This is a genomic window from Amycolatopsis regifaucium, from assembly GCF_001613935.1.
Taxonomy (GTDB): domain Bacteria; phylum Actinomycetota; class Actinomycetes; order Mycobacteriales; family Pseudonocardiaceae; genus Amycolatopsis; species Amycolatopsis regifaucium.
The window spans coordinates 73018-99586 of sequence record NZ_LQCI01000004.1; the positions used below are offsets into that span (position 1 = coordinate 73018).

Below are 26569 nucleotides of genomic sequence, written 5' to 3' on the forward strand. Positions count from 1 at the left end.
GGTGAGCTGAAAGTTCAGGTCCGCCCGCCGAGGTGATCTTCGACGGGCGGACGACTTTCGGCTACGGACTGTGCTGTCATAGATCAGTGCCGGTAACAGAACTCGGGGTGGCGGAAGCCATCCGTAAAGCGCGTGACCTGCAGCGGGCCGGGGTCGACGCGGTCTGCTCGGCGCGGCCACGAGAGGGCCTGAAGCTGCTCCACCGGGGCATGTCGGTCCTCGACGCGGTGGAACCCAGCGTCGAGGGTGACCGATCCGAGTGGCTCGCCGCTCGAATCCGCCTTACGAATTCCCTGGTCGCACTCGGCACGGAAACCGGCGGCGAGGTCGCGGTCGGGCTGGCCGAACTGGACGAGGTCCGATCGCTTCTGGCCGAAGTGCGCGATCGGAAACTGCGTGCTGAGCTGAGTGGCGCCATCGACCACAACTACGGGCTCCTGCTCATGGCGGTGGGCCGGAACGAAGACGGTATCGCCTATTTCGATTCCTCGATCCAAAACAAGGAATTCGTGCTTTCCGCGGCGGATGACCCCGCTCCCTTGCTTCATCCGTATCTGGGGACGATGATCACTCGCGGGCTGGCCTATACCCGGTTGGGCGATGTCCGCAAGGCTCGCCACGATCTGGCTCGCGCGATGGACATCGCGGAAAAGTTCGAACTGCGGTTGCAGGCGGCTGACGTCCGGCGGCCGCTCGGTTCGCTCGAGCTGCGGGTCGGTAACGTTCCCGCCGCTCTCCGGCTGTACGAGGAGAGCGAACGGATCTATCGAGCCCTCGACGTGGAGGTCCATCCACTTCTCCGGCTGGACCAGGCCCAGGCGTTGCTCGCCGCCGGTCTGGCGGACGAGGCGGGCAGGCATCTCGACGAGGTCCTGGAGGCCATGCACGCACAGAGCACCACCCGCGAGCTGGCGTACGCGGAGCTGTACCGCGCTTCCGCCGCGCTGATGAGCGACGATCTCGAACTCGCTCGTGGCCACGCCGCCTCCGCGCGACGCAGGATGCTCCGCTGGGGTTGTCAGACCTGCGTCGCCAACGCGACCATCGTCGGCCTTCGTGCCGATGTGCGGGATGCCTTGCGCACCAACGATATCCCGCTCACCCTGACCGCCCGCGCGCTGCGCGCGGCGAACCGGATGCCGATGCCGCGGCTCGCCGATCAGGCCGCGCTCGCGCGCATGCTGGCCGTCCGGGTCGAACTGCGGAAGGGAAAGCGCAAACGCGCCGCCGAACTGCTGTCGCGGATTCCGCGGCCGGGACGGTTGACCTCCGTCGATTATCGGATGCTGCGCCGGCTCTGCCGCGCGGAACTCGCGGTCGCCGAGGGGGACAAGAGCAGGGCGCTGGCCGAGATCCGTGCCGGGCTGGCCGAACTCGACCGGGTCCGTGACCGGATGGGCGGCCTCGAATTGGTGTCCGGGACGGCGCTGCACGGCCAGGAGCTGGCGGATCTGGCGATCAAGATCGTGCTCGAACGCGCCGACGCGGCCCGGCTGTTCGCCTGGACGGAGCGGACACGCGCGCAAAGTCACCGGTACGAACCTGTCGCGGCGACCGATCCGGATCTCGCCGAGCGGGTCGGCGAGGTCCGTGGTCTGGATCAGGCGATCCACCAGGCACAGCACGACGGGCATCCCACGGCGGCCTTGCGCGCGAAACACGCCGAGCGGTTGCGCGAGGCGCATCGGCTCGGGTGGCACACCGGACGCTGGGGCAGGCCGCGGCCGATCGCGCGGCTCGCCGAGGTCGCCGACGAACTCGGTGAACGCGCGCTGGTGAGTTTCGCCTACTCCGGAGACGACCTGGTGGCGGTGGTCGTCGCGGGCGGGCGGTGTGAACTGGTGCGGCTCGGTTCGGCGGCGGTGGCCGCGGAATCCGCGCGGATGCTGAACGTCGACCTCGACGCACTCGCCCCCGATCAGCTGCCGGCGCCGCTGGTGCGGTCGGTGCTCGGTTCGGCGCGAAAGCAGGCTGACCGGCTCGACGCCCGGCTGATCCGACCGCTGGCGGGCCTGCTCGGGGACCGCGGCCTGGTCGTCGTGCCGACCGGACCGCTGTACGCGGTGCCGTGGGGTGTGCTGCCCGCACTACGGTCGCGGCCGATCGTCGTCGCCCCGTCGGCGACGGCGTGGCTGGGGGCGGAGCGTTCGACGGGGGCACCCGCGCGGAAGGTCGTCCTCGTTCGCGGACCCGGGTTGGTCGGGACCAGGGGTGAACTGGACAAGCTCGCGACGCACTACCGGACCGCGCGTACGCTGGCCGGCGCCGACGCGACGGTGAAGTCGGTTTTGCGCGCGCTGGACGGCGCGAACCTCGCGCACATCGCCGCGCACGGCGCGCACGAGCCCGAGAACGCCTTGTTCTCCCGGCTGGAAATGGCCGACGGGGCACTCTTCGCGCACGAGATGGCCGGGCTCGCGCAGCCGCCGTCGCAGGTGGTCTTCGCGGCGTGCGAGCTCGCGCTGAACCGGATCCGGCCCGGCGACGAGGTCCTCGGTTTCGCCAGCGCGTTGCTCGCGAGCGGTTCGCGGACGGTGATCGCGCCGTTGAGCCGAGTCGGTGACGAGGCCGCCGCGGCGGCGATGGACGATTACCACCGAGGGCTCGCCGAAGGGGCCGGACCGGCGACGGCGCTCGCGGACACCATCGCCGTTGACCCGTTCCGGCGACCGTTCGTCTGTTTGGGTGCGGGCTGATCGTCCGGCTTGACAACTCCTGTTCGATCTTCACCGGCCGAAGCGACCGGTTGGTTACTCTTGACCAATTCGTCTGAACCAATTATGGTCTAGACCACATTCGCCGGCTCGACGCTTTGGCGAATGTGGTCCCAACCGTCATTGGTTTTCGCTCGCTGTGGCCCCAGAACCGTTGATTCGACGGCGGTTCTGCCACCGGGTCAGCGGTGGGTGTCGAAAGGGGTAAGGCATGAGCTTCAAACGAAGGCTTCTGACCCTGGCGGCAGGTGCGGCGATGGTGCCGGCCGTGCTGGTCGCGATCCCGGCGGGAACAGCCAGTGCGCACGGCTACGTTTCCTCGCCCGCGAGCAGGCAGGCGCAATGCGCGCAGGGCACCGTTTCCTGTGGTGACATCAAATGGGAACCGCAAAGTGTCGAGGGCCCCAAGGGGCTCATGAGCTGTAACGGCGGTGTCGGCCGGTTCGCGGATCTCAACAACGACAGCAAGGGCTGGAAGGTGCATTCCCTCGGCCGTACCACCTCGTTCCGGTGGACGCTGACGGCTCGCCACCGCACCAGCACCTGGGAGTACTTCGTCGACGGTGCCAAGGTCGCGACCATCAACGACAACGGCGCGCAGCCGGGTGCCACGGTCACGCACAGCGTGAACCTGCAGCAGAGCGGGCGGCACAAGATCCTCGCCCGCTGGAACGTCTACGACACGGCGAACGCGTTTTACGCCTGCATCGACGCCAACATCAGCTAAGAGTGGGTTTCGTGAGCGGTAAAGACGGTTGGAATCGTCTTTACCGCTCACGAGGCTTTACGCTCACCCCATGAGCGATGACGAACGCGACGGGGTCAAGCTGACCAACCTCGATCAGCCGTTGTTCGAGGGCGCGACCAAACGCGATCTGGTGGATTACCTGGACGCCGTCGCCGACCGCATTCTCCCCGTGCTGGAGAACCGCCCGCTCTCGGTGATCCGCATCCTGCGCGGGCAGGACCCGTTCATGCAGAAGAACCTGCCCAAGTACACGCCGGACTGGGTGAAGCGGTACGGGATGTGGGCGGAGACCTCGAAGCGGCAGGTGTCGTACGCGCTGTGCGACGACCGCCGCACGCTGCTGTGGTTCGCGAACCAGCGCGCCGTCGAATATCACCCGACGTTGATGCGCGCCGGCGACGAAACGGGCCCGACCCATCTCGTCCTCGATCTCGACCCACCAGTGGGTGACGACTTCGCGCACGTCGTGAAGGCCGCCGGCCTGGTGCGGCAGGCCCTTGCCGATTCCGGTCTCGCCGGGGCGGTGAAGACCAGCGGTTCCAAGGGAGTGCACATCTTCGTCCCGCTGGTGCCGGGGCAGGGCTTCGACGACGTCGCGGCCGCGACCCGTGCGCTCGCCGCCCGCGCGGAGGCTGTCGATCCGTCGGTCGCGACGACCGCGTACATCGTGGAAGACCGCGAAGGCAAGGTGTACCTCGATTCGACGCGGGCGGGCAGCAACACCGTCGCGGCGGCGTACAGCCCGCGGTTGCGGCCAGGGATGCCGGTGTCGTTCCCGGTGGCGTGGGACGACCTGGAGAACGTCGTCCCCGCCGATTTCACCGTGCACACCGCGCCCGCCCTTTTGGGTGACAAGGATCCTTGGGCCGAGTCGATGCCCGGACCGCAGTCGCTGCCCGCCGATCTGGTCGAGCAGGGGCACACGATCCCGGTCGCCAGGGTCGTGGCGATGCACGAAGGAAAACGCCGCGCGCGGATGCGTGCCCAGAAGGGTTGAAAGCCCACCGCGGGAAAGCGCCTTGTGTACCTTGGACCACCTGGGGTGGCGGAGGTACTGGGGGCTTTCGTGGGAAAGATCGATGCTGACGTCCTGATCACCGGTGCGGGTCCGGCCGGGCTGGTGCTGGGAAACCTCTTGCGCGCGGCCGGAATCGACTGCCTGATCCTGGAGCGGCAAAGCCGGGAGCATGTCGAAAACCGGGCGAGAGCGGGGTTTCTGGCCGCCAACAGTGTCCGTGTGCTCACCGGGAACGGACTCGCCGACGGACTTCTCCGCGATGGTGCGCGGCACGACACCTGTGCCTTCCGCACCGATCAGGCGGAATTCGAGCTCAAGTACGGCGAACTCGGCACGGGTGAAGTACACACCGTTTATCCGCAGCAGTTCCTGGTCACCGACCTGATCGCGGAATTCCTCGCGCGGGGCGGGGAGATCAGGTTCGAAACCGAGGTGACGTCGGTGTCGGGCACGGAGGCCACCGTCATCGCGGACGATCTTCTGTTGCGCGCCGAGTACATCGCCGGCTGCGACGGTCAGCACGGTGTCTCGCGGCAGTCCGTGCCCGCGCGAATCTTCCGTCGAGACCACGAAATCTCCTGGCTCGCGATCCTCGCCGAAGCTCCGCCGAGTATGTCCGCGATCGGTTACGCGATCCACGAACGCGGCTTCGCGGGGCATATGGCGAGGACGTCGACGGTGACGCGCTACTACCTCGAAGTCCCGCGCGGTGAAGATCCGGCAGCTTGGCCGGACGAGCGGATCTGGGACGAGCTGCACGTGCGGATGGCCGCCGGGTATCACGGCGAGCTGAAACGCGGCCCGATCATCGAGCGCCGGATCGTGGACCTCGGTTCGCGGGTGATGGACACGATCCAGCGGGGGAAGCTGTTCCTCGCCGGCGACGCGGCGAGCCTGATCAGCCCTTCGGCGGCGAAGGGCGCGAACCTCGCGCTGATGGAGGCCGAGATCCTCGCCGGCGCGTTGGTCGCCGCCCTGGAGAAGGGCGACACGACGGCGCTTGACCGCTATTCCGCGGACTGCTTGCCGCGGATCTGGCGGGCGCAGGAGTTCTCACACTGGATGATCAACCTGTTGCACAGCCCGCCCGGGTACGGCGACGAGGCCCTGTTCCTGCGTGGCCTGCGGGACGCGCGGCTGGAAAGCCTGCGGGTTTCCCGGGCACATCAAAACTTCTTCGCCGAGAACTATGTGGGTATCTGATCCTCCGGTGAGGGTCTTTCTCGCGGCTGGAATGAACCGGTGGATCATCAGGTCCGTATCTCGGTGGAGAGGCCCTTCGCGGGAGTGGAAAGGACGATGCCGATGCCGGTACGCATCCGCTGGGCGCCAGGGAACTCGTCCCCGCACCCGAACCGGCCCGCGCCTTCGGAGGAAGCCGAGCCCGGCGGGCGGGAGCACTCAACCTGCGCGCATTGTGGGTGCGGCCGCCCGATCGAGCGGGACGAGCCTGACGTCGCCTGAGGGGCGCGCGCCCCTCACGGGTTCTTCCTCGGTGACGAACCGCAGTGCCCCGCTCACCTCGCGGGTCACCATCCGCGCGCTCCGCCAGCCCACCGGTACCCAGCCGTCGCGCAGGTCACGGCGCAGCTTCTCGGCCCTTCTGACGTGGCGGGCGAACGAGTGCCGCCGGATGACCCGCCCGCGCGCGACTTGGCCCGCGCGGGCCTCCTCCGGCGTCACGTCGAGCCACAGCAACCGGACCGGGCGGCGGCTCAGCAGGCCGAGCAGGGCCAGCAGCCCACGCGTCGTCGCCCTGGTCGACGGCTCGTGCACGATCAGCGGGCCGCCGCCCAATGCGAACCCGACGACGCGCGCCCGGTGCCACAGGTGAACGAGCGGCCGATAGGACCGGTACGGCAACCACGAGGGCAGCCGTGCGCGCAGCCTGCCGCGGACCTGGTCGGAATCGAGCACCGGCATCGCGCCGGTCGCCGCCCGGGACAGCAGCGTGGTCTTGCCCGCCCCGGGAATCCCCGCGACCACCAGGAGGTCGCGGCGGCCGAGCTGAAGTGCGATGCGCTCAGTCATAACGCGACAACGACCCGGCCGTTGACAAAGGTTCCTTTACCTTCGCCCGGCGCGGCCGATGCCCAGGTCAGACCTCCGACAGCGGCGCGGGGCGGGTCGGCACCCCGGAAACGGCCGCCGGTTTGTCGGGCAACAGCGTCCCGCCCTTCGTGAGCCAGGCCACGCCGAACGCGAGGATCGCCGCCGACTCCAGCCAGAGCGCCGGGTAGAACGCTCTGGTCTCTTCGTCGAAGAACAGACCGCAGAGCACGATCAACGCCAGGCACACCAGCATGAGCACGCCCGACGTGACGTACAGCCGGTTCCGCTCGGGTTTGCGGCCGCCGGGGATCGCCTTGTCCGACTTCGTGAACAGCACGATGCAGAAGAACGCCAAGGTGAGGAAGAAGACCGCCGCGAAGCCGAGATGCAGCATGCCGATGATCTCGTCCGTGCGGTCGCCGTGCGCCGGGGTCGTGGGGAACAGCGCCACCCCGACCGCGGCCACCGCCGCGATGTTCCCCGCGATGTCGTCGATCCGGCCGTAACCCCGGTAGGACAACAGGAAGACGCCGATGGCGCACATGGTGCCGACCCAGACGTCACGCATTCCGGAGTAGTAGTACCCGCTGATCGAGTTGAGCAGCCCGCCGCCGTCGACGAGGAGTTTCCCGAAGATCAGCACGAAGGGCAGCGCGACACCGAGGAAACCTATGGCACGCCGCAAGAACAGGTAGTTGTGGACGAGGTTGTCGGACACCGTTCTCGGGCTCATGGCCGCCTCCGTGCTCAGTGCGTTTCGCGACCTGGAGTATCGCTCACGTGAGCACGGGAAATGACGGTTCGTGACGACGTTGAGACCGTGTGTTATCGAATTGGTCGATTGGCGGACGGCTGGACGTTCAGGCGGCGTCCAGTACGACGGCGGTGACGTAACCGCCCATCCCGATCGAGGTCTTGACGGTGAGCCCGCTTTCCGGCCGGGACGGTCCGTCCATCAGCTGCGGATGCCCGTCCGCCACCGGTTTCGGCGCCGGGATGAGGTCACGCCGCGCCGCGAGACAGGTCGTCACGATCTCGGTCAGCGCGCTGCCCGACTGGCTGTGCCCGGTCAGCGGTTTGATCGAGTAGATCTCGGTACTGCGCGGGAACACCGCTTCGAGGATCTGGGATTCGGTGCGGTGACAGAGTTTCGTCCCTGTTCCGTGCGCGTTCACGTACCGGACGTCCGCCGCGTCGGCGTTCGCGTTCTCCAGCGCGCCGGTCACCGCCGCGATCGCGGTCGTCGGATCGGGGTCGAGCGCCATCGCGTTGTGCGCCTCGTGCGTCATGGCGCCGCCGAGCACGGTGGCGTACGCGTCGGTCTTCCGCTGCGTCATCACGACCGCGATCGACGCCTCGGAGAAGGTGAAACCCCTTGTGCCCTCTTGGAAAGGACGGCACGCCTCGAGCGGCGGCACGTCGGTGACCGCGACGCCGCAGTGCACGAAATGCCGGACGACCTGCCGGGTCGCGGACAGATCGGTGGTGACCACCACGACGTCGTCGGCCATCCCCGCGTCCAGCCACATCTTCGCGGTGAGCACCGCGGCGTTGCCGGTCGCGCACATCGCGGACGCGGTCATCGTGGGGCCGTGGAAGCCGAACTCGGCCATCAGCGAGGTGATCGGCGTCGACGGCATCATGCCGATGAACTGGCGCCGGTAGGCGAGCCGCTCGCCGAGGGCGTGGAAACCGTCCCAGGTCCGCATGTCGTCACGGACGCCGCCGTAGACGAGGCCCACCCGGCGGCCGGGGGTCCAGCCGTGCGCGCCGGCGTCCTCGATCGCTTCCCGCGCCGCCGCGAGCAGCGCGCGGCAATGCAGGCTGCCGTCCCTCGGCCTGCCGCCCTCGGGAATGTGCCCGACCCAGCCCGGCAGTTCCCGGGTCTCACCGAATCCTTCGACGAGCTGGGCGGCGGGGAGGCCGCTCACGAGGCCTTCCCACAACGATTCGCGCCCCCAGCCGTAGGCGGTTACGGCTCCGATGCCGCAGATGCCGGTTTTGCTCCGCACGTGTTTCCTTTCAACTACATTCTGTCAATGCCGGATGGATTAAGCCGTACCGGTCAGCTGGTCGAGGAGGACGGCTACGTCGATTTAGTGATCTAATCGGAAGCTACATCAGTCGAGTAGGGGGTTTGGATCACATGGATCCTGACGATCTCGACGGTGGGACCCCCGACACCCGCCGGTCTTCGGATCAGGATTCCTCGCCAGCGAACAGCGCCGCGACCTGCACGGTTGGAGTATCCGCCGCCTCCGGTGGGCGGACTTCCCGGCATGCGTCGCTCGTCCGTCTGCTGACCGAGTTGTCCACCGAGAGGGATCCTCGCGGTGAGCCCGCGCTCGCATTTCTCGGCAAGGGGTACCGCCTTTTGGAGCAAAATTCCGACGGCGGGACTTTGGGCACGCAATACCTCACGATGGTCGAGGCGAGCCCGTACGGCATCTGTGTCCATCAGCGCGGCAAAGTGGTGTTCGTCAACTCCGCCGCGATGCGGTTCGTCGGCGCCACGGTCTCGACCGAACTCGTCGGCCTGCACATCACGGACATGGTCGACGCCGGTTCGCAGGACGCGTTGCTCGCCAGGATCGGCTCGCTGGCCGCTCCCGGTTCCTTCAGCGAACCGACCGAGATGACGCTGCTGACCCTCGATGGCGGCAAGGTCACCGTCGAGTCCCAAGCGGTGCTCACCACCTGGGAGGGCAAGCCCGCCTATCAGGTGATCATGCGCGATCTGAGCACGCAGAAGGCGGCGGAGGCCGGTCTGCGGTTCCAGGCCGCACTGGTCGGCCACGCGAGTGACGCGATCATCGCGACCTCGCCCGACGGGCTGGTGACGAGCTGGAATCCGGCGGCCGAAGCGGTGTACGGGCATGAACTCGAAGAGGTCATCGGCGTGCCGGTGTCCGAGGTCGTCGGCGCGCCGATGGAGCCGCGACAGGTCGTCGCGTCGGGCGGGGTCGTGCAGGCCACGCATTTCAGTGCCGACGGCACCGCGCTTTCGGTGCGGGTTTCGGCGGCGGAGATGTTCGACGGGTACGTGCTCCTGTGCGCCGACGAGACCGCGCAGCGCCGGGCCGAGGCCGAATTCGCCACCGTCGTCGAGACGCTGGACGAAGGCGTGCTGGTGGTCGGGCCGGGCGGGCGGATCGAGCTGGCGAACTCCGCCGCGCACCGCATCTCCGGCGTACCGGACGGATCCCTGGTGGGCCTGGAGAGCCGGACGCTGAGGCTGCACGACGAGCAAGGCGTCCCGGTGCCCGTCGCCGATCTTCCGTCCGCGCGCGTGCGGCGCTCCGGGAAGGTCGAGACCGGACGGGTCGTGCAGGTGCGGCGGCGCGACGGCGCGCACCGGTGGCTTTCGCTGACCTCCGGTCCGCTGATGGCGCCGGGGCAGAGCGTGCCCTCGGTGCTGACGTCCTTCGCCGATATCACCGAACGGCGGGCGATCAGCGAACGGCTGGCCTACGAAGCGACCCACGATCCGTTGACCAGGCTGGCGAACCGCACGCTCGCGCTGAACCATCTGCGGCGCACGATCGCCGATCCGGCGCTCACGACCACGGTGCTGTTCATCGACCTCGACAAGTTCAAGATCATCAACGACTCGCTCGGTCATACCGTCGGCGACCAGGTGCTGCGCATCATCGGCGAGCGCCTGCGGGCCGCGGCCGGTCCGTCGGATCTGGTCGGACGGCTCGGCGGTGACGAGTTCCTGGTCATCACCACCGGTTATACCGAAGCCGCCGAGGTGCGGGCGCTGGCCGACCATCTGCAGCGGCAGCTCGCCGAATCGCTCACCGTGCACGGCCGGGAACTGCATATAAATACGAGCATCGGAATAGTGCTCGCCGAACCCGGGGATACCCGCAGTGCCGACGAAATGCTGGAAGACGCCGATTTGGCGATGTATCAAGCGAAAACGTTCGGGCCGGGACGGTACGCGTTCTATGCGCCGATCATGCGGGAACGGGTGCAGGATCGGTTCATTCTCGAACAGGATCTGCGGAACGCCGTCGCGGAAGGACTGATCGAGACCGTTTATCAGCCCGTCGTCGATTTGCGGACCGGTGAGATGGTCGCGGTGAAGGCGAAGTCGCGCTGGGATCACCCGATCCGGGGGTCGATCGATCCGGCGGAATTGGTCGAGATCGCCGATGACGGTGATCTTCTGACGATCATCGGCGCGGAGGTTCTTGCCAAAGCCGCCGGTGAGATCTCCCGATGGCGTGCCGATCATGGTGTGCACTGTAATGTGAATGTGAGTGTCTCGGTGCGCCAATTGGGCGATCCCACCTTACTGCAATTGGTCCAGACCACATTGGACGAGACGGGCCTGGGGCCGGAGGAGCTGAGTCTCGACGTCGACGAAACGGCGCTGAAAGACGCGGCCGACGCGGTCGACGCGCTGCGGAAGACCGGGGTCAAGGTGACCGCCGAACGATTCGGCGCGGGCTATTCCTCGCTCGCCCAGTTGTGCCGTCTCGACCTGAACGTGGTCGAAATCGATCGGTCGTTCGTCGCCGATCTCGGCAGATCGAGTGACGCCGAGCCGATCGTCGCCGGAATCATGGCGATGGCGCACGCGGTCGACCTCGTGGTGGTCGCCGAAGGGGTCGAGACCGCGCGGCAGTTGAAGGTGCTGCACGAACTCGGCTGCGATTGGGCGAAGGGGCCGCTGGTGGCGCCGCCGGGGCCGGTGGAGGAGCTGAAGCCGGCGTACGAGCACGTCGTGCGGTGAACCGGGCGATGTTGTGGTCCGTGAAGGCCTCCTTCCCTACCCTGAGCGTAGGGAAGGAGGCCTTCACGGACCTTCCGCCTGGGGAGTGACTGTCCATAAGGGACATTCTCGAATCCGCAGCGCCCGTTTGGGTGGTTTGCGTGACTTTGCCAGGGGGTGGTGAGTGCTAATGAGGGTTCTAACCCTATTCAGCACTCACGACCCCCTGTGGAACGGTGTATAAGGGATCAATCGGACCTCCGGTTGCTTGGGGGCGTCCCTGCTGGCCACGTATGCGCGGCCGGTGTCCGGATCGGTCCCTCCGTCTGAGGTGTGGGTGCCACTTGAGGTGCTCCTGACCTGCGGTTTAGGGCGAAAGCGATAGCAAAGGTCCCTTGCTTCCGCGGGCTCGGGTTGTTCCTGTACCTACTAGTATGTACAGTCTGGGTGTGAACAAGAGGGAACAGCTCATCGAGAGCACTCGCGAGCTCCTGTGGGAGCGCGGGTACGTCGGCACCAGCCCGAAGGCGATCCAGGAGCGTTCAGGCGCCGGTCAGGGCAGCATGTACCACCACTTCCAAGGCAAGTCCGAACTCGCGCTGGCCGCGATCGGCCGCAACGCCGACCACCTGCGTGCCAAGGCCGAGGCCGAGTTCAGCGGGCCCGGCACGGTCGTCGAGCGGATCACCGCCTACCTGCGCCGCGAGCGTGACGTGCTCAAGGGCTGCCCGGTCGGCAAGCTCGCCCAGGACCCCGACGTGATGGCCGATCCGGACCTGCGAAGGCCGGTCGAGGAGACCTTCGGCTGGCTCACCGGCCGTCTGGCCGAACTGCTCGACGAAGGCCGGGCGGCCGGCGAACTCGATGCCTCCCTCGACTCCGCCGCCACGGCGACCGCGCTGGTCGCGGTCCTCCAAGGCGGTTATGTCCTCGCCCGCGCCGCGGGCTCCCCGGACGTCTTCGCGAAAGCCGTCGACGGCGCTCTCGGGCTTCTCGTCACCAAGGAGAACTGACATGCCCTTCGTCCGTATCGACGCCATCGGGACCGATAAGCTCGAAGCCCTCGGCAACGCCGTCCATGACGCGATGGTCGAAACGCTCGGCATCCCGGCCGACGACCGCTTCCAGGTCCTGAACGGCCGGAGCACCCTGAAATACGACGACTACCTGGGGATCCACCGGGACGAGGGCGTGGTGTTCGTCGCGATCACCATGCGGCCGGGCCGGACGGACGAGCAGAAGAAGGCGCTGTACCGGCGGATCGCGGAGCTCGCCGAGGAGTACTCGGGGACGGAACCGCGCAATGTGCTCGTCACGATCAACGAGACCGATCTGGTGAACTGGTCGTTCGGAAACGGCGAAGCGCAGTACGCCTGATCACGCGACGTCGACGGTGACGCGCGGCCGGGGTTCGACAGGGGCGGTACCGAAGGCGTGCTGCTCCAGCAGCCACCACGTGTCCCGCCCGAAAGACCAGGCCAGCAGGCCGAGCGCGCCGAGCGTGACCACAAAACCGACCCACACCGGCAAGATCGTCGAAGCCGCCGCGACCAGCACGATGCCCTGCACGGCCGCGACCGTCTTCCGCGCCATGCTCGACGGCAGCGGATCGTTCAGCCACGGCCACAGCCTGCCCGCGGCGACGAAGACGTACCGCATCGCGCCGATCGTGAGCACCCACGGCCCCAGCGACTGCGCGACCACGACGCTCAGGACGAGGATCAGATACGCGTCGACCTCCATGTCGAAGCGCGCGCCGAGCCGAGACGCCGTGCCCGTGCGGCGCGCGACCTGGCCGTCGACGGCGTCCAGCACCAGCGCCACCGAAGCGAGGACGACCATCACGGCGGTCTCCCGGCCCGCGGTGTCGGCGACGAGCGCGGTCACGCAGCCGACGAGCGCGGAGCGGCCGAGTGTGACGGCGTCGGCCGGGCCGAGGGAGCGCCCGGAGCTCCGGGTCAAGCCGAAGGTCAGGAATCCGGCGACGGCGACGCCGTAGGCCGCTCCGGCGAGCCAGCCCAGCGGGCCGAGTCCGACGGAGGCGTCCAGCGAGCCGAGAAGGGCCAGCTGGACGAGGACCCCCAGGAAAACTCCGGGGTTGAGCACGAGGCCTCCTCGTTATGGTGACGGTTGATCCCGTCTGAAGGGTCCGACATGAGAGGACACGATGGAACGCGCCTTCTGGTTCAGTGGTACCGGCGACGGCGAGCTCAGGCCGGTCACGCTCCCTCCGGTCGGTGACGGCGAAGTGCTGGTCCGCACGCTGTGCAGCGGCGTGAGCCGGGGGACCGAGACGCTCGTCTTCCGCGGCGAGGTCCCGGCGAGCCAGCGTGAGGCCATGCGCGCGCCGTTCCAGGAAGGCGACTTCCCGGGGCCCGTGAAGTACGGGTACCTCAACGTGGGCGTCGTCGAACAAGGTCCGGCCGAATTGGTCGGCCAAGTGGTGTTCTGCCTCTACCCGCATCAGACGCGCTACGTCGTTCCCGCGTCGGCCGTCACGCCGGTGCCGCGCGGGGTGCCGCCGGAGCGCGCGATCCTCGCCGGGACGATCGAGACCGCGGTCAACGCCGTCTGGGACGCGGCGCCGAAACTCGGCGACCGGATCGCCGTGGTCGGCGCCGGCATGGTCGGCGGAAGCGTCGCGAAGCTGTTGTCCGGTTTCCCCGCGACCCGGGTGCAGCTGATCGACGTCGACCCGGAGCGCGCGAAGATCGCCGAAGCGCTCGGTGTCGACTTCTCGACACCCGAGGACGCACTAGGTGACTGCGACCTCGTCGTGCACGCCAGCGCGAGCGAGGCCGGGCTGACGCGATCCTTGGAGCTGCTCGCGCCGGAGGGGGAGGTCATCGAGCTGAGCTGGTACGGCGACCGCCGGATCAGCGTCCCGCTCGGCGAGAACTTCCACTCGCGCCGGTTGACGATCCGCTCCAGCCAGGTCGGCATGGTGTCCCCGGCCCGCCGCCTGAACCGAAGCTACGGCGACCGCTTGGCCCTCGCTTTGCGGATTTTGTCGGACCCCGTCTTTAAGGTGCTGGTCAGTGAGGAATGCCGGTTCACTGAACTGCCGGACGTCTTGCCGCGGCTGGCCGCGAATGAACCGGGAACGCTCTGCCTCCGTGTCACCTATCAGGTGGAGGACACGCGTTAAGGGCACGATCTGGGAGGTCCGTTGTTCAGTATCACCGTCCGCGATCACGTCATGGTGGCCCACAGCTTCCGCGGCGAGGTCTTCGGCCCCGCGCAGAAACTGCACGGCGCCACCTTCGTGGTGGACGCGACGTTCCGCCGGTCCGAACTGGACGCCGACAACATCGTCGTCGACATCGGCAAGGCCACCGAAGAGCTCAAGGCGGTACTCGCCGACCTGAACTACCGCAACCTCGACGACGTGCCCGAGTTCGCCGGGATCAACACCTCGACCGAGTTCCTGGCCAAGGTCATCGCCGACCGGCTCGCCGATCGGGTCCACGCGGGCGCGCTCGGCGAGGGCGCCCGCGGGCTCGGCGGGATCACCGTCGCATTGCACGAGTCCCACGTGGCGTGGGCGAGTTACGAGCGCGCGTTGTGACCGGACTCCATGTGGTCCTGCCGAACGACATCGATGACGCGAGCGCGCCGAGCGGCGGCAACGTCTACGACCGCCGCCTGTGCGACGGTCTCGCCGCCACGGGCGTGGACGTCCACGAGATCGCCGTGCGGGGGAGCTGGCCGAGGCCCGGCACCGAATCGCGCAACGTCCTCGCGCGCAAGCTCGCCGAGCTGCCCGACGGTTCGGCTGTTCTGCTCGACGGCCTGGTGGCGTGCGGGGTGCCTGAAGTGATCGTGCCGTCGGCGCAGCGGCTGTCGATCGCGGTGCTGGTGCATCTGCCCCTGGCCGACGAAACGGGGCTGTCGCCGTCGCTGGCCACCGAGCTGGACCGGCTGGAGCGGGAGACACTCGGCGCGGTAGAGGCCGTGGTCGCGACCAGCGAGTGGGCGGCGCGGCGGCTGATCGCGCATCACGGGCTCGCCCCGCATCGCGTGCACGTGGTGCCTCCGGGCGTCGACAAGGCCGAAGTCTCGTTAGGGAGCCTGGACGGCACCCGGCTGGTCTGTATCGCCAATGTGACTCCGCGCAAGGGCCAGGGCCTGCTCGCCGACGCGCTCAAGTCGCTTTCGGACCTTCCGTGGAGCTGTGAATGCGTCGGCGCCATCCGCCGCGAGACGCGCTACGTCGAACGCCTGCGGCGACACACTCTGGGCGACAGGTTCTCCCTTACCGGTCCCCGGTCCGGCGAAGAACTCGAAGCGACGTACGCCGCCGCCGACCTCCTCGTGCTGCCTTCGCGCGCGGAGACCTACGGCATGGTCGTCACCGAGGCGCTCGCGCACGGCATTCCCGTACTGGCGACCGCTGTCGACGCCCTGCCGGACACCCTCGGCCGAGCACCCGACGGCAGCGTCCCCGGGATGCTCGTGCCAGGCGAGGACGTCGACGCGCTGGCCGCGGCCCTTCGCCGTTGGCTCACCGAACCTGACCTGCGTGACCGGCTTCGCGCGTCGGCTCGCCTTCGCCGCGAGATGCTGACCGGCTGGGACGCGACGGCCCGCGGCGTCGCCGCCGTGCTGCTGAACGAAAGGACGGCGGCATGACCAAGTACGCCCCCAGCTGGCTGCGGCTGCGGGAGGACGCCGACGCCGCGGCCCGCGCGACCGAGCTGCTGGAGCCGGTGCGTGCCTTCCTCCGCACGCAGGACGAGGTCGTCGTCCGTGACCTCGGCTGCGGCACCGGATCGCTCGGCCGCTGGCTGGCCAGGCGGCTGCCCGGCCGTCAGCGCTGGATCCTGCACGACCGCGACCCCGATCTGCTCACGCACGCGCTGGCTCCCACCAGTCGCCCCGATCACTCGTTGGACGGAAGCGAGGTCGAGGTCGTCGCCGAACAGCGTGACATCACCGAGCTGCGGGCGGCCGACCTCGCCGGGACGTCGCTGGTGGCGGCGTCGGCGCTGCTCGACCTGCTCACCGCCGAGGAGATGACCCGGCTCGCGGAAGCGTGCGTCGAGGCCCGATGCGCGGTCCTGTTCACGTTGAGCGTTTCGGGCCGGGTCGGGCTGTCGCCCAAAGAGAGGTTCGACGTCGAGATCTCCGACGCCTTCAACGCGCATCAACGCCGGGTGACCGACGGCCGGTGGCTGCTCGGCCCGGACGCGGTGGACGTCGCGTTCGGGGTGTTCGAACGGCTCGGGGCCACCGTGCGGCGCGCGCCGAGTCCGTGGCGGCTCGGCGCGGATCAGGCCGCGCTGACCGCGGAATGGCTCACCGGCTGGGTCGGCGCCGCCTGCGAACAGCGGCCGGAATTGCGTCCCGACGCCGACGCCTACCTGCGATGGCGGCTCTCGCAGTGCGCGGCGGGTGAATTGACCGCGATGATCCAGCACGAGGATCTTCTGGTGGTGCCGTCGTGAAGCGGTTCTGGCCCTGGCTGCGGATCCTCGGCGCGCTCGGCATCCTCGCCGTCCTCGTCTGGCGCTTGGGGACGAGCGCGTTCCTGGACGGACTGCGCGAGGTCGACGCGGCCGGTGTCGCCGCCGCGCTCGCGATCGGCTTCACCACCACCGTGTTCAGCGCCTGGCGCTGGCGCCTGGTCGCGCGGCGGCTCAGCCTGGAACTGCCGGTGTGGAGCGCGGTCGGCGAGTACTACCGCGCGCTGTTCCTCAACGGTGTCCTGCCGGCCGGCGTGCTCGGCGACGTCGACCGGGCCGTGCAGCACGGCCGCGCATCCGGCGACGTCCCGCGCGGCGTCCGCGCGGTGGTGCTGGAGCGGACGGCCGGGCAGATCGTGCTGATCGGCGCTTCGGTCGCGGTCGTGCTCAGCACGCCCTCCGTGGTGCCGCGGCCGATCGACAAGATCGTCATGGTCGCCGGGATCGTGGTCGTCATGCTCGCCCTCGCGGCCGTCGTCACCGGGATGACGGCGGGGAAACGCTGGAGCCACAGTGGATCGAAGTGGCGGCGTGGGTTCGCCGTCACCCTGGCCGACGTCCGGCTGGGCCTGCTGACCAAGGAGACCTGGCCCGGCGTGAGCCTCCTTTCGATGGCCACGCTGGCCGGGCATCTCGCACTGTTCGTCGTCGCCGCACGAGCGGCCGGGGTGACCGCGCCGATCGGGGAACTGCTTCCGCTGATGATCCTCGCCCTGCTCGCGATGGGACTGCCGCTCAACATCGGCGGCTGGGGCCCGCGCGAAGGCGTCTGCGCGCTGCTTTTCGGCGCGGCCGGACTCGGTTCGGCGCAGGGCGTCACGGTGGCCGTCGTCTACGGCGTGCTCGCCCTCGTCGCCAGCCTGCCCGGCGCGGCCGTGCTGCTCGCGCGCTCTTTCGAGACTCACCGCATCGACACGTCCGCCGCACCGCGCATCGCGGCCCGTGTCGTCAGGACACCCGTACGGACAGGAGAAACGCGATGACTGTGGAGAGGGTCGTAGAGACCAGACTGCCGACTCATTACGGGGTTTTCCGCGCGTACGGGTACCTGGACGGCGACGGAACCGAACAGATGGCGCTGGTGCACGGCGACGTCGCGGGCTTCGACACGCTGGCACGCGTCCATTCGGAATGCCTCACCGGCGACGTGTTCAGCTCGATGCACTGCGAATGCGGCGACCAGCTGGCCGCCGCGCTGCGGGCGATCGTCGAGGAAGGCGCCGGAGTCCTCGTGTACGCGCAGGGGCACGAAGGGCGTGGCATCGGCCTGCTCGCGAAGCTGAAGGCGATGCGGCTGCAGGAGGAAGGCCTCGACACCGTCGAGGCGAACATCGCGCTCGGGCTGCCGGTGGACGCGCGCGACTACCGCGCGGCGGCGGAGATCCTGGCCGACCTCGGGGTGCGCTCGGTGCGGCTGCTGTCCAACAACCCGACGAAGGTCGACCAGCTGAAGCGGCACGGGCTGCGGATCAGCGAACGGGTGCCGCTGCTGGTGACGCCGAACGACGAGAACCTGCGGTACCTGCGGACGAAACAGGAACGGATGCATCACTTCCTGCCGCATCTGGACGCCATCGGTCCGTTGGGGGCGGCTGGGTCTTGAGGCGCTCGTTGCCCGCCGCGCCCGTGCGATGAAGGACGCTTTCCTTGCGAAATCTGCAAGGAAAGCGTCCTTCATCGCACGCGGGAGGGAGACCCCAGCGCGGCCAGGGTGTCCGCGAAGCTCTCCACGAGGGACTCCAGTACCAGCCGTCCCTTCTCCGCCGTACCCAGCGAAGGCCGTCCCACCACACCGGACTCCGAGTACGGCCGAAGCCCCACCGTCAGCAGATGCCGCCTGTCGTCGGCGAGGTGATCGGCCTCCGCGAAACCGGGCCGGACCAGCGAAGGATGGGCGTGCAGCAGAAGAGAGGTCTCCAGCTCCCCGGCGTGCATGTCGCTGTCGAGTGACGTCTCCAGCCCGGCCGCGTGGTGCGCCGCCTGCCAGCCTTCGAGGCCGGGGAAGAGCGCCATCGGCGACGTCGACTCCTGGACCACATTGGACAGGACGTAGTTGCCGCCGTGTGCGTTCACCAGCACCAGCTTGCCGACGCCGGACCGGCGCAGCGAAGCGGCGACGTCGTTCACCACGGCGTACAGCGTCGCGGCCGAGACGCTGACGGTCCCCGGCCAGTCCGCGTGTTCGTGCGAGCAGCCGATCGTGATCGGCGGGAGCCTCAGCACCGGGTAGGCGGCGGCGAGGGCGTCGGCGATCGTCGTCGCGATCACCGCGTCGGTGGCGAGCGGGAGGTACGGGCCATGCTGTTCGAAACTGCCGATCGGCAGCACCGCGACGTCGGCACCGCGGGCGCGTTCGTCGGCCGTCGTGGCCGTCGGGAACAGGTCCATTCCGGCTACGGTACCCATATGACCGACCATGCCGCATTGTTGTCCGTCGCCACCGAGGCCGTCGCGAAGGCGACCGGGATCATCCGCTCGATGACGACGTTTTCCGTTGCCGCCAAGGGTGATCGCGACATGGTGACCGATGTCGACCTCGCCGTCGAGGACGCCGTGCGTGAGTTCCTGGCGCGCGAGACCCCGGAAATCGGCATTCTCGGGGAAGAACGCGGGCACGAGGGCGACAAGGACCTGTGGTGGGCGCTCGACCCGGTCGACGGCACCGCCAACTTCGCGCGCGGCATCCCGTTGTGCGGCGTTTCGCTCGGTCTCGTCGACGGGTCGAAGAGCACGGTCGCGGCGATCTCCCTGCCGTTCCTCGACGTCACTTACACCGCTGCTGAAGGGCAGGGCGCGTACGTGGGCGAAGAGCGTCTCGAAGCGTCCAAAGCGACGAAGCTGTCCGACGCGATCGTCTCCATCGGCGACTTCGCGGTCGGTGCGGGCGCGGAGGTCAAGAACCGTGTCCGGATGGCGTTGCTGGCCGAACTCGGCGGCCGGGTCCAGCGCGTCCGGTTCCTCGGCTCCGCGGCGATCGACCTGGCCTGGGTCGCGCACGGCAAACTCGACGCGAGTGTCATCCTCGCCAACCAACCGTGGGACACGATGGCCGGTGTACTGCTGGTCCGCGAGGCCGGGGGAGTGGTCGTCGACACCGACGGCGGTGAGCACACGGTGCGCTCGGCGGCCACCATCGCCGTCGGAGCCGGCCTGCGTGACGACCTCGTGGCCGCGATCGCCCGCGTGAGCGGCTGAAAATTTTTCTCGCTCCAGGTGTGAACCGTTCCGGCGCCGGATCCGTGTCCCCTAACAAGGCCGTCCGCCGGTTCGCCGTCCGCACCTGGAGGTTCTCCGTGTACACCTCGAATGTTCGCGGCACCGAGCCGGTGGTGTTCGTGCTGCCGGGGGACGCCGAGGAAAGCGACGCCGAGTACGACCGCCGCATGTGCCAGAACCTCCCGGCCACCGGTCTTCCGCTGCTGGAACTGCCGATCGCCGGCGAATGGCCGATGCCGGGGCCGCTGTCCCGGTCGCGGCTGGCCCGTTCGCTCACCGCGCTGCCCGACGACACGGTCGTCCTGATCGACGGCACGGTCGCCTGCGGGGTCCCGGAGATCGTGATCCCGCACGCCCGGCGGCTGCGGCCGGCCATCCTGGTGCACCGGCTGCTCGCCGACGACCCCGCGCTCGACCCGGCGCAGGCCGCCGAACTCGACGCGTGCGAACGGGAGACCCTGCGGCTGGCGGGCATGGTCATCGCGACCGGGCCGTGGCTCGCGCGGCAGCTGATCGACCACCACGATCTTGACCCCACCCGCGTGTACGTCGCGACACCGGGCACGGACGCGGCACCACTCGCCACCGGCGCCGACGGTGTCTCCCGGCTGTTGTGTCTCGCGCCGATGACCGCGCGCCACGGCCAGGACGTGCTCATCCAGGCACTTTCGACGGTCGACGAACTGGCGTTCAAATGCGTGTTCGCCGGGGCGATGCAGCACGATCCCGCCTACGTCGACGAACTGCGCTGGACGGTCGAACGGCTCGGGCTCGGCTCCCGGATCAGTCTCATCCAGCCACCGGAAGACCTCGACCTCGTCTACGACGGCGCGGACCTGCTCGTCCTGCCGTCGCGAGGAGGCCCGTCCGGGATGGTCGTCGCCGAGGCGCTGGCGCGCGGGATCCCCGTGGTGACCACCGAAACCGCGGGCGCGCACGACGCGCTCGGCATGGCGCCCGGCGGCGGCGTGCCCGGAATGCTGGTGCCGCCGAACAAGCCGTCGGCCCTCGCGACGGCGTTGCTGCGCTGGTCGCTCGACGCCGGACTCCGGCATTCGTTGCGGACGTCGGCGCTCGCGCGGAGCAGCGTCCTCGAAGAATGGGACGTCGCCGCGGGAAGGCTCACCGACGTCCTTTCCCGGCTGCAGGCCACGCCGCGTCAGCTGGCTTGATCATCGCCCGGAAGCAGCTATCGGGCCGATCACCGGCTCGGTTGACTTGGCGGTATGCGAATCGTCGATCTTGCGTCCCGGCCCGATCTCCTCGATCCCGCGCTGGATCTCGGTGATGTCGGCGGTGAGTTCATCTACGCCGGGTTCAGCGGCAAGATGATCACCCCGGTACGCCTGCTCCGTCACTGGGCCCGGTACTTCCTGATCGCGCTGGACGACGACGGCGAACCGATCGCGCGGGCGTTGTCGGTCCCGCTGACCTATCCCGCCGAAGACCGCGCCGAACTGCCGGATCACGGCTGGGACGAAGCGATCCAGTGGGCGGCGCAAGACCTCATGGACGGCCGCGCGCCGGACACCCTGTGCGCACTCGAAGTCGTCGTCGCACCGCGGCTGCGCGGGACCGGGCTGTCCACACCGATGCTGAAGGCGCTCAAGGCGCGTGCGGCCGAGACCGGGTTGAAGCGGCTGATCGTCTCAGTGCGCCCGATCGGCAAGGAGGACGAGCCCGACGTCCCGATGAGCGAATACGCCGTCCGGCGGCGCGAGGACGGGCTGTTCGCCGACCGCTGGCTGCGCACCCACGAACGGCTGGGTGCGCGGATGATCAAGGTGTGCCCGTTCGCCGTGACCATCTCCGGCTCCGTCGCGGACTGGCGGAAATGGGCGGGCGTCGACCTCGCCGACGGCGACAACGTGATCCCCGGCGGCATCGCGCCGGTGCACGCGAACCTCGAACGCGACTGCGGGGTTTACGTGGAGGCGAACGTGTGGATGGAGCACCCCTTCTGACCGCTTTCAGACGGCCGTAGGGGCATTCCTCGCGATTTCCGGCAGGAATGCCGCATCGGCCACAGCGGCTCCCGGCCGTGCCGCACAGTGGGTCCATGGGTATCTCACGAGTCGGTTTCGCCGGGCTGGGCAGGATGGGCGGGCCGATGGCACGGAACCTGGCGCGGGCCGGAGTTCCCCTGCTCGTCTGGAATCGCACGCCGGATAAAGCGGGCGAGGTCGCCGAGGCCGCTGAAGACGTGGCCGAACTCTTCGCGCGGTGCGACGTCGTGATCCTGATGGTGAAGGACGCGGCCGCCGTCGACGCCGTGCTCGACCGCGGAGGGCCCGCGTTCGCCGAGCGGGTGCGAGGCCACACGATCGTCCACATGGGAACGACGGCGCCGGAGCATTCCCGCGCGCTCGAGACCGACCTCCTCGCGGCGGGGGCGCGGTACGTGGAGGCACCGGTTTCCGGCTCCCGGGTCCCCGCCGAGGCGGGTGAACTGGTCGCCATGCTCGCGGGTGACCCCGGCGCGATCGAGGAGGTCCGGGAGCTGTTCGGGCCGCTGTGCCGGGAAACCGTGCGGTGCGGGCCGGTGCCGAACGCGCTCCTGATGAAGCTGGCGGTCAACGTGCACCTGACCGCGGTGGTGACCAGCCTGGCCGAGACCGTGCACTTCGCCCGTGCGCACGGGCTCGATCTCGGCCTGCTCGCCGGTGTCCTCGGCGCGGGACAACTGGCCAGCCCGATCGTGCGGGTCAAGGCGCCGAAACTGGCCGAGGAGGATTTCGCGCCGCAAGCGTCGATCGCGAACGTCCTGGCCAACGTCGAGCTGATCGCGGCGGCGGCCGGGAAAGCGGGACTCGCCTTGCCGTTGCTCGAAGCGTCCCGTGCCCTCTACGCCGAGACCGCCCGCCTTGGCCTCGGTGACGCGGACATGGTCGCCGTCGTCAAGGCCCTCGAAGCCCGGCCCAAAACGCATTCAGAGGACTAAACGCGGTACTTGCGTGCGCAACTAGTCCGTGAAGGCCTCCTTCACTACCTTGAGAGTAGGTAAGGAGGCCTTCACGGCAGCGAGCGCCCTCAGCGCGGTACGCCTCTTCAGGCGCGCCGCAGCACGCGGAGCAGGTATTCCTTGCGGTCCAACGGGTTGTGGTCGGTCCTCGATCGTGACGGTGCTGGGCCCCGGACGGGCCGGTAGCCGTGGAAGGCGGTCTCCATCGCGCCTTCGCCGCGGGTCGCCGAGGGCAGAAGCTGGTGCACCTCATGGGTTTTCGCCGCCGGGATCTCGCCGTCCAGCTCGGCCGTCTCCCCGCGGGTGAGCGTCGTGCGCGGGACGGCGCGTGCCTGCGCCAGCAGCGCGGTGACCGGGCCGAGGGTGTCGGCCGGGGTCTGGAGGACGAACCGGTGCATCGGTTCGTGCACGGTCGTCCCGGCTTCACACAAGGCCGCCATCAACACCAGCGGCGTCAGGTTGCGGAAGTCGCCCGCGGTACTGGACATGCTCTTGTCGAAGGTGCCGTGCGCGTGGCTTTGCCTGGCGTAATAGCCCGAATGCGTCATCGTGACCACGCAGTCGAGCACCTCCCAGCCGTGGACGCCCTCGCGCAGGGTCTCCTTCACCGCGTCCTCCACGGCTTTGATGAAGGAGTACGGCATCGAGCCGAGTTCGACCTCCAGCCGGAATGAGATCCCACTCCCCGGCGAGCCGGGCTCGACGCGCAGCCCGACCGTGGCCAGAAAGGGATTCGGTGCCTTGCCGATGAGTTCGACAGCCGAACCGACGCCGGAGACACGCTCGACGCAGATCGTGGTCGTCTCACTGAACGTGACCTCGATGCCGTACTCGTCCGCGAGGGTCGCCTGGATGACCTCCTTCTGCACCTCGCCGTAGAGCGAAACGGAGGTTTCCTGACGGATTTCGTCATGCCGCAGGCCGATCAGCGGGTCCTGTTCGGTCAGCTGGGTCAGCGCCTGATGCAGCGGTCCGCGTTCGGCCGGGCGCACCGGTGAGACGACGGTTTCCAGCGTCGGCGGCGAGAACAGCGCCTCCCGTCCGTGTCCCGGACCGCTCCCGAGCACGTCGCCGATCCGGACGTCGAGCCCCGAGAGCTTCGCGATCCGGCCCGCCACGACCGATCCCGACGGCACGACGGAGCCGTTGTCGAAGACGCTGATCGCGGTGACCTTGCCTTCGCCGTCGCCGAGCGGAACCTTGTCGCGGACGGCGAGACTGCCGGAGAACAGCCGCACGTAGGCGAGTTTCTCGCCGCCGGGACCGCGTTCGACCTTGAACACCGTGCCGGAAAGTGGGCCATCGGCCGTATTTTCCTTGGAGGGCAACAGATTCTCAATGCCATCCCGGAGCGCGTCGATACCCGCGCCGGTGATCGCCGAACCGAAGTACACCGGGTATGCGAGCCCGTCGGCCACTTTCGCGGTGAGCTCGGCATGGAGCCGTGACGGCGTGAACACCTCTGGATCGGTGAGGTACTCGGTCAAGAGGTCTTCGTCGAGGGTCGCCAGCAGATCGATCACCCGATCGGGTTCGACGGGGTCCATCGCGACGACCGAAGGCGTGAGCTTCGCGGCTATCTCCCGGAACACCCGGTCCGGATCGGCGCCGCGACGGTCGATCTTGTTCACGAACAGCAGCACCGGGATGCCCAGCCGTCGCAGTGTCCGCATCAGGACGCGCGTCTGTGCCTGGACGCCTTCGACCGCCGACAGCACCAGGACGGCGCCGTCGAGGACGCCGAGGGCGCGTTCGACCTCGGCGATGAAATCGGGGTGGCCGGGGGTGTCGATCAGGTTGACGGTGACATCGCCGACGGCGAACGACACCACGGCCGCCTTGATGGTGATCCCGCGGGCGCGTTCCAGCGCCAGTGTGTCGGTCTGGGTACTGCCGTCATCGACACTGCCCAGCTCGCCGATGATCCCGGCCGTGTGCAACAGCCGCTCGGTCAGGCTCGTCTTCCCGGCGTCAACATGCGCCAGAATCCCGAGATTGAGGGTCTTCACGAGATGTCTTGTCCTTGAGGTAGGCGGAAATTACCTGGTAGAAGGACTCGGACACTCGCAAGACGATCATCTCCTAGGCCGGGAACCGATCTTCAGTGACTACACACCTCTCTCATCGGCTCCGCAACCGATTTACGCCTGACAGCATTTCGTCCTCTGCTTGCGGTATTTGCGCGTGCATCTACCGCGACCAGAGGACGAAATGCGAGAGGGGTCAGGCCAGGTACTCCGCCGCGGCGCGGAGGCTGACGTAGGACCCGCTGAACGTGTCGATCCGCGGCCCGTCACCGGTGTCGGGGCCGGGTGCGCCGGTCTCGACCCGGATGTAGTCCACAGTGGATTCCCGCAGCCAGGCGAGGAACTCGCGGACCTCGGGATGGCGGTGCGCCTCGCGGGTCACCACCACGAGGTCGCGTGCGCCGTGGACGGCGTCGATCGCGGTCGCGATCCCGTCCGCGGTGACCTTCAGCGCCCGCGTGCCGGGAACGAGCTCGGTCAGATGCGCGCCGAGCCCCCACGGCATCGGCCCGGCCGCGACGATCGGCTCGGTCTCGACGTCGATTACCAGCGGTGGTCCGTCCAGCTTCGGCGAACCCTGGATCCGCAAGGCCTTGCGCGCCACCTCCAGCCCGAGCCGGTGATCGACCGGCGAAATCGGCGTCGACACCGGCGGAGTGCCGAGTGCGGCGACCCGCTCCGACGCCTCCGCCAGCCGCTCCAGCGGCAGTTCACCGGCTTCGACCGCGGCCGCGATGACCGCCGCGATCCGGTTCAGTTCGTCCTCTTCGAACGACACACCGCCCAGGCAGAGCGCGTCGGCGCCGGCGATCAGCGCCCGCACCGCCGCCCGGCCGACGCCCTCGGTCTTGCCCAGCTCGCCGGCGATGGCGCCCATGTCGAGCGCGTCGGTGACCACCGCGCCGGTGAAACCGAGTTCGCCGCGCAGGACGTCGGTCAACGCCTTCGGGTTGAGCGTCGCGGGCAGCTCACCCCACGCGGGGACGACGAGATGCCCGGTCATCACCGCCCGCACGCCCGCCGCGATCGCCGCCTTGAACGGGACGAGTTCGATCTCGTGCAGTTCCGCCTCGGTCCTGGGCAGCACCGGCAGCGCGTGGTGCGAATCGTCGGTCGCCGCCCCGTGGCCGGGGAAGTGCTTGGCCGACGCGGCGACGCCGTACTTCTGCAGACCGGTGATGTACGCCGCGACGTGCGGCGACGCCTTCACCGGATCCGAACCGAACGCCCGTACCCCGATGGAGGGATCCTCCGCCGCCAGGGTCAGATCCGCGCACGGGGCGAAATTGATCGTGACCCCGCACGCGGCCAGCCGTTCGCCGAGTGCCGCGGCGACCGAAGTCGTCAGCTCGACGTCGTCCGCGGCGCCGAGCGCGAGTGGTCCCGGGACGAACGAGCCGGTGGCGACGTCGAGGCGCGTGACGTCACCGCCCTCCTCGTCGATGCCGATGAGCACGTCGGGCCGTTCCGCCCGCAGCTGCGCGCTCAACGCGGCCACCTGCTCGTCGTCGACTACGTTGCGGCCGAACAGGATCGCGCCGCCGAGGCCGTCGGCGACCTTGCGCCGCAGCCAGTCCGGCGCGGTCGTGCCGTCGAAGCCCGGAACGAGAACGGATCCGGCGAGCTTTTCCGGTGAAGACAACG

Annotated in this window: 24 protein-coding genes; 17 read left to right on the forward strand and 7 right to left on the reverse strand. The window is 68.8% G+C overall.

The genetic code is table 11. The features are described from left to right. The first annotated feature begins 86 nt into the window (after window positions 1-86). The 4 genes from AVL48_RS07700 to AVL48_RS07715 all read left to right on the forward strand — a co-directional run bounded on the left by AVL48_RS07700 (window position 87) and on the right by AVL48_RS07715 (window position 5683). On the forward strand, window positions 87-2696 hold the full coding sequence (locus AVL48_RS07700; RefSeq protein WP_061981225.1) for a CHAT domain-containing protein: 2610 nt from the start codon (window positions 87-89) through the stop codon (window positions 2694-2696). Between the two features lie 229 nt (window positions 2697-2925). After that, window positions 2926-3441 carry a lytic polysaccharide monooxygenase auxiliary activity family 9 protein gene (locus AVL48_RS07705; RefSeq protein WP_061981226.1) on the forward strand — a complete coding sequence of 172 codons (516 nt, stop codon included), beginning with the start codon at window positions 2926-2928 and terminating at the stop codon, window positions 3439-3441. Between the two features lie 70 nt (window positions 3442-3511). After that, window positions 3512-4459 (forward strand): DNA polymerase domain-containing protein, encoded by a 948-nt coding sequence (locus AVL48_RS07710; RefSeq protein WP_061981227.1) that lies wholly within the window; start codon window positions 3512-3514, stop codon window positions 4457-4459. Window positions 4460-4528: 69 nt separating this feature from the next. Then, a complete protein-coding gene (locus AVL48_RS07715; protein WP_061981575.1) occupies window positions 4529-5683 on the forward strand; it encodes a 4-hydroxybenzoate 3-monooxygenase in 1155 nt (384 codons plus the stop codon). A gap of 198 nt (window positions 5684-5881) precedes the next feature. Here the strand turns inward: AVL48_RS07715 and AVL48_RS07720 are convergent, their stop codons facing one another. From AVL48_RS07720 to AVL48_RS07730, 3 genes are all read right to left on the reverse strand, one after another. Beyond that, window positions 5882-6511 (reverse strand): AAA family ATPase, encoded by a 630-nt coding sequence (locus AVL48_RS07720; protein WP_061981228.1) that lies wholly within the window; start codon window positions 6509-6511, stop codon window positions 5882-5884. A 67-nt stretch (window positions 6512-6578) separates the two neighbouring features. Beyond that, a complete protein-coding gene (locus tag AVL48_RS07725) occupies window positions 6579-7265 on the reverse strand; it encodes a hypothetical protein (RefSeq protein WP_061981229.1) in 687 nt (228 codons plus the stop codon). 127 nt (window positions 7266-7392) lie between these two features. Then, entirely contained in the window at window positions 7393-8544 is a 1152-nt protein-coding gene (locus AVL48_RS07730; RefSeq protein ID WP_061981230.1) for a beta-ketoacyl synthase N-terminal-like domain-containing protein, read from the reverse strand. Between the two features lie 362 nt (window positions 8545-8906). Here AVL48_RS07730 and AVL48_RS07735 point away from each other — a divergent pair, with 362 nt between their 5' ends. The 3 genes from AVL48_RS07735 (at window position 8907) to AVL48_RS07745 (ending at window position 12632) form a co-directional block, all read left to right on the forward strand. Further along, complete coding sequence (locus tag AVL48_RS07735) at window positions 8907-11276, forward strand: sensor domain-containing protein (RefSeq protein ID WP_244162352.1); 2370 nt, start codon at window positions 8907-8909, stop codon at window positions 11274-11276. Window positions 11277-11704: 428 nt separating this feature from the next. Further along, window positions 11705-12268, forward strand: coding sequence for a TetR/AcrR family transcriptional regulator (locus AVL48_RS07740; RefSeq protein WP_208616217.1), 564 nt, complete (start codon window positions 11705-11707; stop codon window positions 12266-12268). 1 nt (window position 12269) lies between these two features. After that, the gene (locus tag AVL48_RS07745) at window positions 12270-12632 is read left to right on the forward strand and encodes a tautomerase family protein (RefSeq protein WP_061981233.1); all 363 of its coding nucleotides are present in this window, start codon (window positions 12270-12272) and stop codon (window positions 12630-12632) included. Here AVL48_RS07745 and AVL48_RS07750 read toward each other — a convergent pair whose 3' ends face one another. Continuing rightward, window positions 12633-13361 (reverse strand): CDP-alcohol phosphatidyltransferase family protein, encoded by a 729-nt coding sequence (locus AVL48_RS07750; protein ID WP_061981234.1) that lies wholly within the window; start codon window positions 13359-13361, stop codon window positions 12633-12635. It abuts the gene before it with no gap. A 61-nt stretch (window positions 13362-13422) separates the two neighbouring features. On the opposite strand from AVL48_RS07750, the gene AVL48_RS07755 reads away from it, so the two are divergent. The 6 genes from AVL48_RS07755 to ribA are packed head-to-tail and all read left to right on the forward strand — an operon-like array spanning window position 13423 to window position 18323. Beyond that, on the forward strand, window positions 13423-14403 hold the full coding sequence (locus AVL48_RS07755) for a zinc-dependent alcohol dehydrogenase (protein WP_061981235.1): 981 nt from the start codon (window positions 13423-13425) through the stop codon (window positions 14401-14403). Window positions 14404-14424: 21 nt separating this feature from the next. Further along, window positions 14425-14823 carry a 6-pyruvoyl trahydropterin synthase family protein gene (locus tag AVL48_RS07760; protein WP_061981236.1) on the forward strand — a complete coding sequence of 133 codons (399 nt, stop codon included), beginning with the start codon at window positions 14425-14427 and terminating at the stop codon, window positions 14821-14823. Further along, window positions 14820-15887, forward strand: a complete 1068-nt coding sequence (locus AVL48_RS07765) for a glycosyltransferase family 4 protein (protein WP_061981237.1) — start codon at window positions 14820-14822, stop codon at window positions 15885-15887. Before AVL48_RS07760 ends, AVL48_RS07765 begins: the two co-directional genes overlap by 4 nt. Then, window positions 15884-16702 (forward strand): class I SAM-dependent methyltransferase, encoded by an 819-nt coding sequence (locus AVL48_RS07770; RefSeq protein ID WP_061981238.1) that lies wholly within the window; start codon window positions 15884-15886, stop codon window positions 16700-16702. The genes AVL48_RS07765 and AVL48_RS07770 overlap by 4 nt, the downstream gene beginning before the upstream one ends. Further along, window positions 16699-17703, forward strand: a complete 1005-nt coding sequence (locus AVL48_RS07775; protein WP_061981239.1) for a lysylphosphatidylglycerol synthase transmembrane domain-containing protein — start codon at window positions 16699-16701, stop codon at window positions 17701-17703. Before AVL48_RS07770 ends, AVL48_RS07775 begins: the two co-directional genes overlap by 4 nt. Further along, complete coding sequence (ribA, locus tag AVL48_RS07780) at window positions 17700-18323, forward strand: GTP cyclohydrolase II (protein WP_061981240.1); 624 nt, start codon at window positions 17700-17702, stop codon at window positions 18321-18323. Before AVL48_RS07775 ends, ribA begins: the two co-directional genes overlap by 4 nt. Before the next feature lie 71 nt (window positions 18324-18394). Here the strand turns inward: ribA and AVL48_RS07785 are convergent, their stop codons facing one another. Next, window positions 18395-19108, reverse strand: coding sequence for a creatininase family protein (locus tag AVL48_RS07785; RefSeq protein ID WP_061981241.1), 714 nt, complete (start codon window positions 19106-19108; stop codon window positions 18395-18397). 18 nt (window positions 19109-19126) lie between these two features. Here AVL48_RS07785 and AVL48_RS07790 point away from each other — a divergent pair, with 18 nt between their 5' ends. The 4 genes from AVL48_RS07790 to AVL48_RS07805 all read left to right on the forward strand — a co-directional run bounded on the left by AVL48_RS07790 (window position 19127) and on the right by AVL48_RS07805 (window position 22877). Further along, on the forward strand, window positions 19127-19915 hold the full coding sequence (locus tag AVL48_RS07790) for an inositol monophosphatase family protein (protein WP_061981242.1): 789 nt from the start codon (window positions 19127-19129) through the stop codon (window positions 19913-19915). A 98-nt stretch (window positions 19916-20013) separates the two neighbouring features. Beyond that, a complete protein-coding gene (locus AVL48_RS07795; protein WP_143104787.1) occupies window positions 20014-21108 on the forward strand; it encodes a glycosyltransferase family 4 protein in 1095 nt (364 codons plus the stop codon). 54 nt (window positions 21109-21162) lie between these two features. Next, window positions 21163-21900: a GNAT family N-acetyltransferase gene (locus tag AVL48_RS07800; protein ID WP_061981243.1), complete on the forward strand. Its 738-nt coding sequence runs from the start codon at window positions 21163-21165 to the stop codon at window positions 21898-21900. Window positions 21901-21995: 95 nt separating this feature from the next. After that, complete coding sequence (locus AVL48_RS07805) at window positions 21996-22877, forward strand: NAD(P)-dependent oxidoreductase (protein ID WP_061981244.1); 882 nt, start codon at window positions 21996-21998, stop codon at window positions 22875-22877. A 107-nt stretch (window positions 22878-22984) separates the two neighbouring features. Here AVL48_RS07805 and AVL48_RS07810 read toward each other — a convergent pair whose 3' ends face one another. Both AVL48_RS07810 and AVL48_RS07815 read right to left on the reverse strand, forming a co-directional pair. Beyond that, window positions 22985-24907, reverse strand: a complete 1923-nt coding sequence (locus tag AVL48_RS07810; protein WP_061981245.1) for an elongation factor G — start codon at window positions 24905-24907, stop codon at window positions 22985-22987. A 214-nt stretch (window positions 24908-25121) separates the two neighbouring features. Beyond that, a complete protein-coding gene (locus tag AVL48_RS07815) occupies window positions 25122-26567 on the reverse strand; it encodes a glycoside hydrolase family 3 protein (RefSeq protein WP_061981246.1) in 1446 nt (481 codons plus the stop codon). Window positions 26568-26569 lie beyond the last annotated feature (2 nt).